Genomic DNA, 16,727 nt, shown 5'->3' on the forward strand with positions numbered 1-16,727 from the left:
GTAATAAATCTGTTTTTATTTCCTATTTAACTTGTCCAACAGGCGGAATCTAATTGAATTGGCTTTTTATCGTTTTCTTCACTTAATTCTTCACTTAATTGTAAAATGATATCGTTATTTTTTACAAAAATCGCTGAATTAATGTGAGATTTTACACAACAACTTATAAGAGTTAATGCAATTTGATAGATTCATAGGTAGGGCTATGATACAATCTTTCGGGCAGTAGTAGAACAATATAGCAATTACAGGGAGGCAATTAGATTTATGGGAGAGAGAAGATGGAACAAGCCGATAGCTTCTTTATTGGCTACCACAGTTCTGGCAGCACAGATGCTGGGCGGAGTATTCAATGTTCCTGTGCTGGCGGCAGGAAAGGCTGAGGCTTCTCCGGTGATTAATCCGGGAACCATTAATTTACGCTTGATGAGCACCACGGATGTTCATACGAACGTATATGGATGGGACTATTTCAAGGGTGCCGCCTCCGCGACTGTAGGTCTGGACCGTACTTCAACCTTAGTAAAGGCTGCACGCAATGACGCAGAGGGGAAATACAACCTTTTGCTGGACAATGGCGATTTAATTCAAGGAACACCACTCGGAACGTATATGGCCCAAGTGTCTGACTTCAAGACTAGCGAAGACCAGATTCATCCGATAATCGCAGCTATGAATCTCATGGGTTATGATGCAGCAACCTTCGGCAATCATGAATTCAATTATGGTTTGGATTATCTGGACCGGACCGTTAAAGGCAATGTGAGCAGTGCAACTTATAAAGAGTCTACGGGTGCGAAATTCCCTTATATCAATGCAAATATTTATAATAAGTTAGACGGTAAAAATACATTTGAACCTTATCAAATCATTGATAAAGTGGTAAAGGATAGCAAAGGAAACACCGTTACCATTAAAGTCGGCCTCCTGGGTCTGGTTACTCCGCAGATTATGGAGTGGGACAAGGTAAACCTTGAGAAAAACGTTATTGCTGAAGATATTGTGGAAACGGCGAAGAAGTTTGTTCCTGAAATGCAGAAGGATGGTGCGGATGTTATCGTCGCCATGACTCATTCCGGGTTCGATGCTGCTGCCGCAGAAGGAACCGGAGCAGAGAATGTCATTAACCTGCTGAGCAAGGTTGAGGGTATTGATGCGATTACCTTCTCGCATACCCACAAGGTATTCCCGACGAACGGCGTTGACAGCGCGCTGGATGCTTCCTTCAAAGATCCGTCCACCAAGAAACCTTACAATAATGATGTAGCTAAGGTAGATAACGTCAATGGTCATATCAATGGGACTCCGGCAGTACAAGCGGGCTATGGCGGGGGTTACCTAGGTCTTATCGATTTGAAAATCGTACCCGATGGTACGAATGGCTGGAAAGTAGACAAAACAGCTTCCAAGGCTTCTACGCGCTCTATTGCTGGCGCAGCCATTGACACCGCTATTGAAGATCTTGCAGGAACGGCACATCAAGCTACGATTGATTACGTGAATCAGCCGTTAGGCAAAACAACTGCTCCGATGAACAGCTATTTTGCAATGGTGCAGGATGATCCGACAGTCCAGATCGTAACCTATGCCCAGCAGCAGTATGTATCTAACTTGATTCATACGAACGATAACCTGGCCGCCTACAGAAATCTTCCGATCCTGAGCGTCGGCGCACCGTTCAAGGCTGGACGTAACGGCCCGGATGAATATACAGACATCAAGAAAGGTAACCTTACGATTGCCAGTGCAAGCGATCTGTATCTGTATGACAACACACTCAAGGCGATTGTTGTTAACGGTGAAACTGTAAAGAATTGGGTAGAGATGAGTGCAGGAGCGTTCAACCGCATCAAGCCATCCATCTCCACACCCCAGCCGCTTTTAAATTCAGCATTCGCTGTATTCAATTTCGATGTGATTGACGGCATCAAATATACAATCGATGTTACCCGTCCCGCTAAATATAAGCCTGATGGAACGCTTGTCGATAAGTCCTACAGCCGGGTAACATCCATTACTTATAACGACCAGCCGTTGAACCTAGAGGATAAGTTCGTAGTCGTTACCAACAACTACCGTGCCAGCGGCGGGGGGAACTTCCCGGGTGTCAAAGGCGCTAACATGATCATTGATTCCCAGATGGAGAACCGCCAGGTGCTGATGGATTACATCAAGGAAGCGGGGACCGTTGATCCTACCGCAGACAACAACTGGTCGATTGCACCAATTGAAGGAAACGTCACTGTAACATTCCCGTCTTCACCCAAAGCAGCAGCAGTCGCTCCTGCAAACATTACTGCTACGGGAACTCAAGATGTCAATAAATTTGAGATCTACAACCTTGACTTGAAAAAATCCGCTCCAACCCCAACGGGAGATGTTGAAGTCCATCTGCTGGGCATTAATGACTTCCACGGCCAACTGGACACTACCTCGGTGGTGAACGGGGAAGCAGTAGGCACGGCGGCTACGCTTGCAGCTTATTTGAAGGAAGCCCGTGCCAAATATGAGAATTCGCTGCTGTTCCACAACGGCGACTCTGTGGGTGCATCCGCTCCGGTATCTTCACTGGAACGCGACAAGCCTACGATGGAATGGATGAATCTCATGAAGTTCGACATCGGTACCCTGGGGAACCATGAGTTTGACCAAGGTGTCGAGGCTATGAAGGCTCAAATCTATGGCGGTAAGGACCCTAAGAACGAGAAAGTCGTCCATAATGGCGCAGATTTCGATTATATCAATGCCAACGCAGTGGACAGCACTACTGGTAAACCTATTATCACCCCTTATGTTGTAAAAGAAGTTGGCGGCGTGAAGATCGGCTTCATCGGAGTGGTGACCAAAGCAACGCCAAGCAAAGTATCGCCAGCCGGTACAGCCGGTGTGAAATTCCTGAGTGCCGGGGAAGAAGTCGCGGCGATTGAGAAATATGCGGCCGAGCTGAATGCTCAGGGTGTTAAGACGATCGTGGTGCTTGCCCATGACCCGGCAACAACCAAGACTGATCCGGTTACCCAAAAGAATGTATCCACCGGCGAAGCTGTAGATTTGGCTAAGGCACTTCCTGCCAATTCCCCGGTTGATGTTATCGTAGCCGGAGACAATCATGGTTATGCCAATGATACGGTGAACGGTAAGCTGATCGTTCAGGCTTACTCTTACGGAACGGCTTTTGAAGATATCAAGCTGGTGATTGACGGAGTTACTGGTACAGTGAAGAGTAAAACGGCTACTGTAACGAACACGGTTCAGAGTAAAATCACACCGGATGCCGAAACCAAGGCGTTGGTGGACTACTATCTGAATCAGCACCCTGAATTAACCAAGCCTGTAGGAACTACAGACGGTACAATAACCCGTACAGATGCCTACACTAAGGAATCAGCATTGGGTAACCTGATTGCAGATGCGATGCGTCATGCTATCTTCAAAGAAGGCGAGAAAGATCCTGCAGATTTCGCCTTCATGAACCCGGGCGGCATCCGTGCTGATCTTCCGAAAGGCAATGTAGCGTTCGGGGATCTGGCGAAGATCCAGCCGTTCGGCAACACGCTGGTGAAGCTGACCCTGACCGGCCAGCAGATCAAGACCCTGCTTCAGCAGCAATGGGCAGTTAAGCCTGACGGCACTGCAGACACGAAAACCCTGCAAATCTCAGGTCTGAAATATACAGCTAACATGTATCTGCCGGTTGCAGAACGTGTGGCTAACCTGACTAAGGCTGACGGAACACCTATTGAAATGGCGAAGAGCTACACCGCTGTAGTCAATAACTTCATGGCTGCGGGCGGCGACAATTACAAGGTATTAACTGAGGCAAGCTCCTCGCTGGCTGGACCGATCGACCTGGATGTATTCTATGAATATATCGTCAAAACATTCAACGGTGGTGCGATCACTGCTGCCATTGAAGGCCGGATCATCAATGTGGAGAAAGATCCTGGGACGGTTAATCCTAACCCTGGTAACACTGGACCGGTTACAACTGCAACACCGAAGCCAACGGCTTCGCCTTCGGCCACTCCAAGTCCGGCAGCTACACCTGCGGCAACGGCAGCTCCTACGCCAAGCCCAGCTGTCCCTGCAGTAGCCTTCAAGGATCTGGGTAAGGTAGCCTGGGCCGCAGATGCCATTAATGCATTGGCAGCCAAAGGCATTATCAAAGGGATGGACGGCACGAACTTTGCGCCAATGAAGAGTGTAACCCGAGCAGAATTCGTAACCATGCTGGTTCGTTCACTTGAACTTGGCAATTCGGCTTCACCTGCGAAATTCAGTGATGTGAAGCAGGGAGTCTGGTACTCCGATACGATTGCTGCGGCTGTGAATGCAGGTCTTGTAAAAGGCTCCGGCAACGGTAAATTCGAGCCGGGCCGTGAGATTACCCGCGAGGAAATGGCGATTATGATTGCGAATGCCCTTAAGGGTCAGCTGCAGCCGGTTGATGCTGCAACGTTGAATAAATTTAACGATAAGGCCAAGATTGCGCCATACGCCCAGCAGGCGGTAGCTCAACTGACTCAGATTGGTATCGTCAACGGTGTGGATGCCAAGCAGTTCGCACCGAAGAGTATGGCCAACCGTGCCCAGGCTGCGGTGATTATCTTCCGTATGCTGGAGAATAAAGCTTCATAGGTTAAAGTTTCATCATGTAATCATGAAATGATAATCAATCAGAGAGAGCCCCTGCTGAAATAGCACGGGCTCTTTTCTGGAAATATAAGAAGTTATAGGTTTCACACGATAACTTATCCTGCTATTTCTCGCTGAAACGGTACCGTCTATAAAAGGACGGTGGAGACGTTTCCACTTGCCTAAGGAAGGGCAGCTGTTTTACGCTTGACGGAAGATAAGCTGAGATTTATAATTGCCTTAATTCATGTTATCAGCGTTGACGAAGATATGAACCACTTGCTTTGGACCGTTTCAGAGAGAGGAAGCCTCAGGCTGCAACTTCCTCCGGTGCCGGCTTCTGGTTTACCCCTTTGTAGCTGCGGTTATGAACTCCTGACGGCTTCGGTACTCCGGAACCTTAATGGATAGTAAGAACCGCCGGTTCATGGCCGTTATCCCCATGCTAACGAAGGATCATATTCTGCAGTGAAGCATAAGCGCCAGCTGCCAGGATGGATCGAATTTGGGTGGAATCACGGGTGCAATCACTCGTCCCTTTGCGGGACGGGTGTTTTTTGTGTGCAGAGGCTATGAGTGATAACCACTTGTAGGCGTAGGCTTGCGAAGTGAATGTGTATGAAGAGTTCAAGGAAGTATAGCCCAACAAACCTTAGGAGGAAGTAATCATGTCAGTAAATATTAAGCTTCCGGACGGATCGGTCCGGGAATATGCGGACGGCAGCAGCATTGATGATGTAGCCGCCTCTATCAGCAGCGGACTGCGCAAGAACGCCGCAGCAGGCAAGCTCAACGGGATTGTCGTAGACCTGTCAACACAGCTTCAGGAAGGCGACCTGGTAGAGATCGTAACTCTTGATTCGCCGGAAGGTCTCGAAGTGATGCGTCACAGCACAGCTCACTTGATGGCGCAGGCGGTAAGACGTCTGTTCGGCACCAAGGAAGTGAAGCTTGGAGTCGGTCCTGTGATCGAAGACGGCTTCTATTATGATATGGATCTGGAGCATCCGCTCAATCCCGAGGATCTGCTGAAGATCGAGAAGGAAATGGACCGTATTGTCTCGGAGAATCTGCCGATTGTCCGCCATGAGGTCAGCCGGGGGGAAGCACTGGAGCGCTTCGGCGAACTGGGTGATCCTTACAAGCTGGAGCTGATTGAAGCTCTGCCGGAAGACAGTGTCATCACCATCTATGAGCAGGGCGAATTCTTCGACCTTTGCCGTGGCCCGCATTTGCCGTCTACAGCCAAGATCAAGGTATTCAAGCTGATGAATGTGGCCGGGGCTTACTGGCGCGGAGACAGCAAGAATAAGATGCTGCAGCGTGTGTACGGCACAGCCTGGATCAAGAAGGCACAGCTGGATGAGCATCTGCGCCTGCTGGAGGAAGCGAAGAAGCGCGACCACCGGAAGCTGGGCAAGGAGCTGGAGATTTTCACCTTCAATCAGTTAGTTGGACAAGGCCTGCCGATCTGGCTGCCTAAGGGCGCGAAGCTGCGCAGTATTCTGGAGCGTTATATTGTCGATCTGGAAGCAAGTCTCGGATACCAGCATGTCTACACTCCGGTACTGGGGAACGTAGAGCTGTACAAGACTTCCGGGCACTGGGAGCACTATCAGGAAGATATGTTCCCTAAGATGACTATCGATAATGAAGAGTTCGTGCTGCGCCCGATGAACTGCCCGCACCACATGATGATCTACAAGAGCTCGATGCACAGCTACCGCGATCTGCCGATCCGCATTGCCGAGCTTGGAATTCAGCACCGTTATGAAATGTCGGGAGCCTTGACAGGTCTGCACCGCGTGCGTTCCATGACGCTGAATGACTCACATATCTTCTGCCGTCTGGACCAGATCAAGAGCGAGTTCATCCGTGTGCTGGAATTGATTAAGCAGGTATACAGTGACTTCGGGATTGAAGATTACCGGTTCCGCCTCTCTTATCGTGATCCTAAGGATACTGAGAAATATTATGCCAACGATGAGATGTGGGAGACTGCACAGCGTATGCTGCGTGAGGTAGTCGAAGAAGCCGGTCTGCCGTTCTACGAAGCCGAAGGCGAAGCGGCCTTCTATGGTCCGAAGCTCGATGTGCAGATTAAGACTGTACTCGGCAAAGAAGAGACACTCTCGACCGTACAGATTGACTTCCTGCTGCCGGAGCGCTTTGAGCTGGAATATGTCGGCGACGACGGCCAGAAGCACCGTCCGGTTGTCCTGCACCGCGGGATTCTGGGAACGATGGAACGGTTTGTAGCCTTCCTGCTGGAGAACTTTGCCGGTTCACTGCCGCTCTGGCTGTCCCCGCAGCAGGTGAAGATTATTCCGGTATCTTCGGCCTTTGACGAATATGCGAAGGAAGTGGAAGCGAAGCTGCTGCGCAGCGGCATCCGTGCGGAAGTGGATTTACGCAATGAGAAGATGGGCTACAAGATCCGTGAAGCTCAGCTCGAGAAGCTGCCGTACATGTTCGTAGTCGGCGAGAACGAGATGAATGCCGGTAGCGTATCAATCCGCAAACGCGGCGAAGGCGACATTGGCGCCCGTTCGCTGCAGGAAGCTATTGATTCGCTTGCACAGGAAATTGCCGGACGTGTAATCTAAAATTCAGCCTGCTTGCTGAACCTCTGTTATAAGCCTCATGAGACTGCTTTGGTGCGGTGTCATGTATAAAGTTTTGTGAATCGGGAAACCCTCGTACTATGGGGAGGGTTTAACTAATGAACAAAATGGGCTTATACCAGAGGTTTTGGTGTCTTTTCGTCACGATCGTCCTTATGCTGACCGCTGCCGGGATCTTCCCGGATTACGTGCGCAAGTCGGCTCAGGCGAGAGGGATGGAAGACACTGCAGGGCAGCATGGAAGCAGCATACAGAAGCAGTCACCCGTTGATCGTCAGCAGACAGGCTCAGCATCCCGTCTTGGAGGCTCTTCAAGAGCCGTACAGCCGGATGCCGCAGACAAAGCTGTTAAGAAGCCAGAGGTACAGGCAGCTAAGCCTAAGAATCCTGTCAAAGCACCCGGTTCGGTACCGGTAGCCGCTCCGGCTCCAGAGCAGATTATCACCTCGCTGAAAGTTATGGCGACCGGCTATACAGCCGGATACGAATCCACCGGCAAGACCGCGAAGCATCCGGAGTACGGGATTACGTATTCAGGAGTTAAGGTACGGCGGGACAAGAATGCGGTATCCACGATTGCAGCGGACCCGAAGGTGCTGCCGCTGGGAAGTATTTTATATATACCGGGTTACGGATATGGAATTGTGGCCGATACCGGATCGGCAATCAAAGGGCGCAAGATCGATCTCTACTTCAGCACCACCAAGCAGGTCTACAAGGAATGGGGCAAGAAGTCGGTGGTGATTCAACTGATCAAGCGCGGAGACGGTAAATGCACGGAAAGTATGCTGAAGAGCTTGGGTCATGCTATCCAGACCTATAATGCAGTTCCGCAATATTTGCTGGAAGAAGCTATTTAAGGGATGCGTACACCGGACAATCCGGAGTTTGAATTTATTTTCACTTGAGCATGTATAATAAAGCGGGCTGCTTCCCATAATATCGACTGGGGCAAATACTTGCTTCTTCCGATACAATAGGGAGGTGATTCTCGTGGCTAATTCCAAGAAACCAAAGGTACAGGAAAATTTCAAAACACCAAATGAAAAATACAATGCAGAGTTCGCTGTTGAAAATGACGGTGCGACTAAGCAAAGCAGCAACTCCATGACCAAACCGGCTCAGAAACCGCAGCAGTAATGCTGGGTTCCCGGTAAGCTCCTGAAGCAACAAGCTGTCCTGCCATGTCCGTTTACGGGCTGGAGGGCAGCTTTTTTTAATAGAATTTATATGTTTTGGGGTCCCCGTAAAGTATCTGAGTCATCACCTACGCTAAAGCCCCACTTTATGGGGTTATTTTATATGGTTATAATTTAACTTAATATTCCAGTCCTCTCGGTCTGGAGACTGAGATACAGTTCCTTCTTACGCCGCTGTTCTCCACCGCATTCTTCCTGTAGACTAAGGCTATAAGTGTTCAAGAGGAAGAGTTGTATTTACGACAAGGAGGATGACATTATGAAACGAAGGTTCACCAGCCAGGTACTCGGAGGCCTGCTCCTCATCGGTCTGGGGGGAATGTTCCTACTCCGGCAGATGGGCTACACGGATTTCAGTCTGAGTTCACTGATCTCCACCTATTGGCCCGTTATTCTGATCGTGATGGGCGTACAACGGCTTTTGGCTCCGGATGAGCAGCGATCAAGATTTTCGGCAACACTCGGCGGATTTATCTATCTGGCGATCGGTGTGTTTTTCCTGGGACGGAATTTAGACTGGTTCTACTACTCGGCAAGCGATTTCTTCAAAATGCTGATTCCGGTCATGCTGATCGGCGGCGGACTATCCGTCATCTTCAGACCGCGGCCGAGCACTCCGCCAATACCTCCGGCACCGCCCTCACCACCAGGCTACTACCCGCCTGGACCCGGTAAGAGTCCGCTGGATACAGCGCCGCCTGCTCCGCTGGAGTCTACGCTCGATCAGCAGTTCGAGCAGAAATTCGGCAAGCCGGCTGGCAGCGAGGACCGGAACTGGAATGATTATCTGCATAAGAATGAGGAAGACGCAGACGGTAACCCGCTGCATGCTTCGGCAGATACCCGCTGGCAGGAGAAGCAGGAGCGCCAGGAGCGCAGACGCCAGGAGCGTCAGGAACGGCAAGCCCGCCGTCACGGCGAATGGCATGAGGAGTTCCAGGATTCCGGGAATGATAAGGATGCGACGAACCGCTCGGCTTTTATCGGTGATGTGCATATGGGCAAGGAGCATTTTCAATTGAAGCGGACCAATATTTCGCAGTTCATCGGGGATACGGTGCTGGATCTGACCAATGCGCAGATTCCTTACGGCGAGACGAAGATTAATATCTCTGCTTTTGTCGGCGACATTAAAGTATATATTCCAGATGATATGGATCTGGGTGTGGCTGTGACCGGCAGCTCGTTCATCGGTGATATGCAGGTGCTTGAGCAGTCGCGCAGCGGGTTCATGAGCAATGTGCAGTGCAAGACACCGTATTACAAGGAATCGGGCAAGAAAGTCCGTATCAACGTCAGCTGCTTCATCGGTGACGTTAAAGTCAAAACGGTGGGTTAAATGGGGATGATCTTCAGTAATACCAAGTGGATGCTGCTGGTGTATTTCCTGCTTAGCGGCGGGGTTACGGCGGGACTGATGTATGCCGGGACATGCCTGGGCTATATTCAGGTGGTGGATACCCGGATGTGGATCTACCTGTGTCTGGGCATTGTATTGTTCACAGTCATCATCGGCTACATCGCCGGTCAGCGGATTCAGCGGCGGATCGATCATCTGGATTTGAATATGCTGCAGGTGGCTAAGGGGAATATGTCGGTACGGATGCCGGAGAGCGAGGACCAGTCTTTTGCACGGGTCTACCATGAGTTCAACATCATGATGGATACGGTCGAGAAGAAGATGAAGCGGCTCCAGCAGCTCGGGGAACAGGAAGTTATTGAGAAGGAAAAGGCAGCGGAGAGTGCGGTACTGGAAGAGCGCAGGCGTATGGCCCGGGATCTGCATGATACGGTGAGCCAGCAGCTGTTCGCTATTCACATGTCCGCCTCTTCGCTGCCTAAAGTGCTTGAACGCAGCGCCGAGCACGGCAGGGTGGTGATGGATCAGCTGATCAGCATGTCCCAGATGGCGCAGAAGCAGATGAGGGCGCTCATCGCACAGCTGCGTCCGGTGGAGCTGGAGGGGCGCAATCTGTTCGAGGCATTGGAGAAGTGGTTCCCGGATTATTGCCGTCAGAACGGGCTCAAAGGGGTGAAGGAGCTCGAGCTTCAGGGTGAGCTGTCCGAAGCGATCGAGCATCAGCTGTTCCTGATTATTCAGGAGTCGATGGCAAATATTGTGAAGCATGCCGGTGCACGGGTGGTCAGTCTGTCCCTGCGGGAGGTGCCGCGCCAGGTGGTGCTGAGCATCAGCGATGACGGGCAGGGCTTCGAGCATGTGCAGCACAAGCAAGGCTCCTACGGGCTCACGACCATGCGTGAGCGTGCCGAGAAGCTCGGCGGTCAGGTCGAGATTATCAGCCGCAGGGGAGCGGGAACAACGATCCGCGTACATATTCCAAAGTTTGTCCAAGGCCGCGCGGAGACGGCTGCTGACGGGTCTGAGGCCGATTCTGAAGAGGCTTGAGGGGCTTAGCGGTGATGAAGCTGGGGCTGTATAATGCTTATACAATGTTAGGGGGAGTACAGGATGAGTCTCATAAAAGTACTGCTTGTAGATGATCACGATATGGTGAGGATGGGCCTCAAAACCTATTTGATGCTGGACCCGATGTTTGAAGTGATAGGGGAAGCAGCCAACGGGCATGAAGCGCTGGCGATGCTCCGTGAACTGGGACAGGAGGCGCTGCCGGATCTGGTGCTGATGGATCTGATGATGCCGGTAATGAACGGGGCTGAGACCACCCGCGCGGTCCTGGCCGAATTCCCCGGGCTCAAGATTGTCATCCTTACCAGCTTCCTGGAGGACGATCTGGTGGTCGATGCGATTGAAGCCGGAGCTGTCAGCTATGTGCTTAAGACCGTCTCCGCAGAAGAACTGATCTATGCGCTGCAAGGCGCCTATCGCGGCATGCCTGTGATGACCGGCGATGTGTCGCAGGCACTGACCCGCGGCATCCGCCAGCGCACGGTCCAGGGCGACTCCTCCGGCTTAACCGAACGTGAGAAGGAAGTGCTGCTGCTGATCGCCGAGGGCAAGACGAATAAGGATATTGGCGAGGAGCTGCATATCAGCATCAAGACCGTGAAGACTCATGTCAGCAACCTGCTGATGAAATGCGAGCTGGATGACCGCACCCAGCTGGCGATCTTCGCCCACCGCAAAGGCTGGGCGCAGGGTTAGCAGCTGCAGGGAGTTTGGTAGACAACATTTATATAGTGAACCGATAAGGAGGCTATCCGAATAGCAAACGCCAATCTGATGAAGGAAATTAACCTGAATAATGTGCGTCAGGTGATGAAACGAATGGAGACGGCTACAAAACCCCAGCTAGCTGCACTGACCAAGCTGAGCGTAGTAACTGTGAACTCATTAGTTAAGGAACTGTCCGAGTTAGGGGAATTGTTTGAAGACATGGTGGTGCCTTCTAACGGGGGCAGACCCGCACAGACCTATCGCTTTAATTACAATTTCAGCCTCGCATTGGTGATGTACGTGACAGAAAAAGCGGGAAAGGTCCTGGTCTCCGCCACAGTTATCAATTTGAAGGACGATATTCTGATGAAGGATGATCATATCATCCCGGTTTTTGAGAGAGATTTTTTCTACACAATCATTGAACATGCACTGAGCCAGTATCCTGCCATCAAGGTCATTGGCATAGGTATTCCGGGACAGGCGGTCAATGGTGAAATTAAGGTCAGCAGTCTCCGGGAACTGACGGGCTCACGGTTAATAGAAGAGATTGAGACCCGGTTTGGGCTGCCTATTCTGGTGGAGAATGATGTGAATGCAGCGATCAGCGGATATTGCATGAAGCATAGGGAAGGTGAAGAGCAATATTTACTGGGGCTCTACTTTCCGAACGGTTACCCGCCGGGTATGGGGATCTACCTGAACGGCAGCATCCTGAGAGGAAATCAGGGGATGTCAGGCGAGGTTAAGTTCCTTCCCGATATGCCTGAGTGGAGCCTGGAGATACCCCGAGATACATTCATAACTGCAACCTGCAGGATCTTGCAGACGGTGAATGCTGTGCTGGCCCCGGATAGAATTGTCATTTATCAGGACAGAGTGGAAGATGAAGTCTGGACAGCGGCCTGGACGGCCTATCAGCTTCAGCATCCCATGCCTGTCTATCCGGAGGTCGTCTTACAGCACACCTTTCAGGAAGATTTCGAGAACGGTCTGCGCAGACTGACCCTGAAGGAGTTAGAGCCGGAGCCTACATAGACCTAGTACTAACAGCCCTTGTTAACAACAGGGGTTTTTGTTGTTTTTTTGGATAAGTGTATCCGCTTCTTGACAAAAAATAAGAGAGAGCACATACTTAGTATATATACTTTATAAAGTTTATTTATTAAGCGTTTTAGGGGGAATATCTTTGTCTACGTATTTTTTGATTATTATTTATCTGGCTTTTATTAGTCTGGGACTTCCCGATTCTTTACTTGGCTCTGCGTGGCCCGTGATCCGGCCGGAGATGGGTTCATCGCTGGGGTCGGCGGGAATCATCTCCATGATTATTGCCGGAGGGACCATCGTGTCCAGTCTGTTCAGCAATACCATAGTGAAGCGCCTGGGGACAGGACGAATTACCTTTGTCAGTTGCCTCTTAACCGCCGCCTCATTGTTCGGATTCTCCGTATCGCCATCCGTGTTGTGGTTCATTATAATGGCCGTTCCGCTAGGTCTTGGGGCAGGTGCAGTAGACGCGGCACTGAATCATTATGTGGCTGAACATTACAAGGCTCATCATATGAGCTGGCTGCACTGCTTTTGGGGCGTGGGCGCGACCTTGGGACCCATGATTATGGCAGTCAATCTCGTACACGCCCAGTCCTGGAGAGGAGGATATGCGGTGGTTGCCATCATTCAGTTCGGATTCGCGATGATTCTGTTAGTGACGCTTCCGCTATGGAAAAAGGTTGCTGCCATGCGGGAGCCTCAGCCTTCCGCAGCGCTTAGCGGCAATCTTCCAGATGAAGTTGCAGTGAACCGTAAGTCGCAGGCGAACACTATCCGATTGCGGGGCGTTAAGCCTACTCTGTTGACGTTCTTGTTGTACTGCGGAATAGAAGCAATGGTTGGACTATGGGGCGCCAGTTATCTGGTAGGCGCAAGGGGAGTTTCACCAGATACAGCAGCGGTATGGATCTCCGTATACTACGCGGGTATTACAATTGGCAGGCTGATAACCGGCTTCATCACGTTAAAAGTCCATAACCGCCTTCTTATCCGTTACGGTCAATTGGTGACCCTTATAGGCGGAGCTATTCTTGTAATCCCGTTCCATCCGGCCCTTTCACTTGCAGGACTGATATTGATTGGTCTGGGCCTCGCACCGGTTTATCCGGGTCTCCTGCATGAGACGCCTGCCCGGTTCGGCAAGGAGAATTCAGCCCGCTTAATCGGGTATCAGATGGCGGTAGCCTATACGGGGACAACGTTAATTCCGCCGTTATTTGGACTTTTATCCGTGGGCACCAGCATTGCCGTATTCCCCTTTGCTGTACTTACGCTACTGATCTTCATGTTCTGCAGTGCAGAGCGGGTGAACCGGCTGCTGGGCCAATCCATGTTAGGGAGGGAATAAACTGATGGCTTATATTCTTATCTGCGCAATCATCTGGCTGGCCGCCTACTTTCATATGGCAGCATTCAAAGAACGAATGGAAGTGAAGCCTATCCGTACTGTAGAAGATCTGTTTGATTAATCAACGATCCATTATCGTCTTGTTATCTTTTTATCTCCGCTTAAATTGTTTTTAATGTGACCTTAAGGTTTACAGTACAAAATAAGGACATCAAAACAAATAACACTTTGCCTGACACGGCAAGGCGCGGGAGGAAAGTAAACATGGACGATAACAAAAACAACAATTTCAATCGTGATCATGAACCGGGACCAGATCGTGAATGGGACAATAATCATACTGATACTGATAACAGCACTAATTCATCCGCAGAAGGCGGCTCCTACTATTATTCTTACGGACCTTTCAAATCCCTGAACAATGATGAGATGAACGGCAATGACCCGCAGCACTATAACCGCCGCGAACCTGAGCGGGTTGAGGTTACACCGCCACAGCCGGTGAAGTCCTTACCGTATAACACCTCGCTCCGCACCACAGGGAATGACGGGAACGGCGGACGGGGCGGCAATCCTCCGGAGGGGGGCAACGGCTGGCAGTACAACCGCAAGCCGAAGAAGCCGGTGAAGGCGGTACTGGTATCTTTTCTCGCCGGAATGGTGGTCTTATCAGGCTCCATGTTCATGGCAGACCGGGGGAATTGGTTCACAGGAGGCCAGGAGGCAACCACGGTTGCATTGAATCCGGCGGGGAAGACGGCTAACGGCAATGCTAATATTACACCTTCCACCTCCGCAGCGGCGCTGGTCACCGGCTCAGGAGATGTGTCCGGCGTAGTTGAAGGGGTAGGGCCGGCAGTCGTCAAAATTGAGACGCTGGTGAAATCAAACAACTCACGGAATAGAAGCAGCAGCCCGAATATGAGCGATCCGTTCTCACAGTTCTTCTTCGGTGATCAATTCGGCGGAGGAGGTTCCGGTTCGAATAATTCGGAATCACAGACTCCATCGAACAACTCGGATTCCCCGCAGCTGGTTCCTTACGGAATCGGGACTGGCTTCATCTATGATTCTGCCGGATACATTTTGACTAACCAGCACGTTGTTGATAATGCCGATGTGATTCAGGTTACGGTGGACGGCAATACTAAGACTTACGAAGCGAAGCTGCTGGGCTCCAGCAAGGATCTCGATCTCGCCGTACTGAAGATTGAAGGATCGGACTTCCCGTCTGTGGCGCTTGGCGATTCTGACAACATCAAGGTAGGCTCTGAGGTTGTGGCGATCGGTAACCCGCAGGGCTTCGACCATACAGTGACAACCGGGGTGCTCAGTGCCAGAGGCCGCAGTATTGATATTGCCGAAGAAGACGGCAGTGGTACAAAAACCTACAAAAATCTGCTGCAAACCGACGCCTCGATCAATCCGGGGAACTCGGGCGGACCGCTGCTCAACATGAACGGCCAGGTTATCGGTATGAACGTTGCAGTAAGCAGAGACGCTCAGGGTATCGGCTTTGCGATTCCGGTAAATACCATTAAAGGCGTTGTAGATAAGCTTGAAGCCAATCAGGAAATTCCTAAGGAACCGGTACCTTTCATTGGGGCCACGCTTATGACGATTACCGATGAAGTTGCCAAGCAAATGGGGACAACAATTAAAGAAGGCTCTGTAGTGGCTGAAATTGTCTTCAAATCTCCTGCTTATACAGCGGATCTGCGTCCTTACGATATCATTACAGGAATTGACGGAAAGAGCTACGCTACCAGCCAGGATCTGATCACTTACATCCAGACGCTTAAGGTAGGCGATAAGGCGACTCTGAATGTGGTCCGTGACGGTAAGAAGCTGGATCTGCCGGTAACGATCGGCAATAAGAATGATTTCGAGACTGCACAGACTCAGAAGCAATAAGCACACTAGGCGGTGAGCGGCAGAGCGGAAGGGGCAACCCTTCCGCTCTGTGCTGTTCGTGAACGGATGCGGAGAGACTGGTGCATCTGATACAATAGAGATATACAAATGAGACAATGGGGGCTGCCGGATGCGACCGAATATACTGATAATTGATGATGATGAGAAAATAACCTCTATGCTCCGACGCGGGTTGGCTTTTGAAGGGTATGATGTCAAGACCGCGTCCAACGGTGCAGACGGGCTGCGTGCCGTTCTGAATAGTGATCCAGATGTGGTCATTCTGGACGTTATGATGCCCCAGGTGGACGGGTTCGAAGTATGCCGCCGTCTGCGGGAGGGCGGAAGCAGTGTTCCTGTGCTGATGCTGACCGCCAAGGATGAAATCGAGCACCGGGTGAAGGGGCTGGACCTCGGGGCAGATGATTATCTGGTGAAGCCGTTTGCACTGGAGGAGCTGCTGGCCAGAGTCCGGGCGCTGCTCCGGCGCAAAAGCGAGCAGGGCGGAAGCACGGATCAGGCGGTCACCTATGAGGATATTACGCTGGACGTGGATTCCCGGGAAGTGACCCGCGCCGGACGGCGTCTGGAGCTGACAGCGAAGGAATTCGAGCTGCTGCATCTGTTCATGCAGAATCCGAAGCGGGTGCTCTCCCGCGATCTCATTATGGATAAGATCTGGGGCTATGATTACAGCGGGGAATCGAATGTCCTGGAGGTATATATTGCAATGCTGCGCCAGAAGACGGAGGAGCATGGCGGCAAGCGACTGATTCAGACGATCCGGGGAGCCGGTTACATCCTAAGAGGTGACTAAT

At 51.0% G+C, this 16,727-nt stretch carries 11 protein-coding genes; all 11 read left to right on the plus strand.

Annotation, left to right across the window (positions count from 1 at the left end):
• The first annotated feature begins 267 nt into the window (after positions 1-267).
• The 11 genes from MKZ07_RS33050 (at position 268) to MKZ07_RS33100 (ending at position 16,726) form a co-directional block, all read left to right on the plus strand.
• Positions 268-4,638 (plus strand): bifunctional 2',3'-cyclic-nucleotide 2'-phosphodiesterase/3'-nucleotidase, encoded by a 4,371-nt coding sequence (locus tag MKZ07_RS33050; RefSeq protein WP_341029728.1) that lies wholly within the window; start codon positions 268-270, stop codon positions 4,636-4,638.
• A gap of 665 nt (positions 4,639-5,303) precedes the next feature.
• Positions 5,304-7,241 carry a threonine--tRNA ligase gene (thrS, locus tag MKZ07_RS33055; RefSeq protein ID WP_341029731.1) on the plus strand — a complete coding sequence of 646 codons (1,938 nt, stop codon included), beginning with the start codon at positions 5,304-5,306 and terminating at the stop codon, positions 7,239-7,241.
• A 116-nt stretch (positions 7,242-7,357) separates the two neighbouring features.
• Positions 7,358-8,119, plus strand: coding sequence for a 3D domain-containing protein (locus MKZ07_RS33060; protein WP_305954390.1), 762 nt, complete (start codon positions 7,358-7,360; stop codon positions 8,117-8,119).
• A 133-nt stretch (positions 8,120-8,252) separates the two neighbouring features.
• Positions 8,253-8,399: a hypothetical protein gene (locus MKZ07_RS33065; protein ID WP_156949683.1), complete on the plus strand. Its 147-nt coding sequence runs from the start codon at positions 8,253-8,255 to the stop codon at positions 8,397-8,399.
• A gap of 318 nt (positions 8,400-8,717) precedes the next feature.
• On the plus strand, positions 8,718-9,797 hold the full coding sequence (liaF, locus tag MKZ07_RS33070; RefSeq protein WP_036697787.1) for a cell wall-active antibiotics response protein LiaF: 1,080 nt from the start codon (positions 8,718-8,720) through the stop codon (positions 9,795-9,797).
• A complete protein-coding gene (locus MKZ07_RS33075) occupies positions 9,798-10,865 on the plus strand; it encodes a sensor histidine kinase (RefSeq protein ID WP_036697784.1) in 1,068 nt (355 codons plus the stop codon).
• Between the two features lie 63 nt (positions 10,866-10,928).
• Complete coding sequence (locus MKZ07_RS33080) at positions 10,929-11,582, plus strand: response regulator (protein WP_036697781.1); 654 nt, start codon at positions 10,929-10,931, stop codon at positions 11,580-11,582.
• 54 nt (positions 11,583-11,636) lie between these two features.
• Positions 11,637-12,632, plus strand: a complete 996-nt coding sequence (locus MKZ07_RS33085) for an ROK family protein (protein ID WP_084649017.1) — start codon at positions 11,637-11,639, stop codon at positions 12,630-12,632.
• 151 nt (positions 12,633-12,783) lie between these two features.
• Entirely contained in the window at positions 12,784-13,995 is a 1,212-nt protein-coding gene (locus MKZ07_RS33090; protein WP_036697777.1) for an MFS transporter, read from the plus strand.
• Positions 13,996-14,259: 264 nt separating this feature from the next.
• Positions 14,260-15,909: a S1C family serine protease gene (locus MKZ07_RS33095; protein WP_036697774.1), complete on the plus strand. Its 1,650-nt coding sequence runs from the start codon at positions 14,260-14,262 to the stop codon at positions 15,907-15,909.
• A gap of 130 nt (positions 15,910-16,039) precedes the next feature.
• Positions 16,040-16,726 (plus strand): response regulator transcription factor, encoded by a 687-nt coding sequence (locus tag MKZ07_RS33100; RefSeq protein ID WP_036697771.1) that lies wholly within the window; start codon positions 16,040-16,042, stop codon positions 16,724-16,726.
• Position 16,727: the final 1 nt, after the last annotated feature.

It is taken from the genome of Paenibacillus sp. FSL P4-0338 (genome assembly GCF_038002365.1).
Taxonomy (GTDB): Bacteria; Bacillota; Bacilli; order Paenibacillales; family Paenibacillaceae; genus Paenibacillus_AQ.

Coding starts and splice junctions, on each gene's coding strand:
- MKZ07_RS33075 (WP_036697784.1), top strand. CDS start 9,798: ATGGGGATGATCTTCAGTAATACCAAGTGGATGCTGCTGGTGTATTTC.
- MKZ07_RS33060 (WP_305954390.1), top strand. CDS start 7,358: ATGAACAAAATGGGCTTATACCAGAGGTTTTGGTGTCTTTTCGTCACG.
- MKZ07_RS33095 (WP_036697774.1), top strand. CDS start 14,260: ATGGACGATAACAAAAACAACAATTTCAATCGTGATCATGAACCGGGA.
- MKZ07_RS33100 (WP_036697771.1), top strand. CDS start 16,040: ATGCGACCGAATATACTGATAATTGATGATGATGAGAAAATAACCTCT.
- liaF (WP_036697787.1), top strand. CDS start 8,718: ATGAAACGAAGGTTCACCAGCCAGGTACTCGGAGGCCTGCTCCTCATC.
- thrS (WP_341029731.1), top strand. CDS start 5,304: ATGTCAGTAAATATTAAGCTTCCGGACGGATCGGTCCGGGAATATGCG.
- MKZ07_RS33080 (WP_036697781.1), top strand. CDS start 10,929: ATGAGTCTCATAAAAGTACTGCTTGTAGATGATCACGATATGGTGAGG.
- MKZ07_RS33050 (WP_341029728.1), top strand. CDS start 268: ATGGGAGAGAGAAGATGGAACAAGCCGATAGCTTCTTTATTGGCTACC.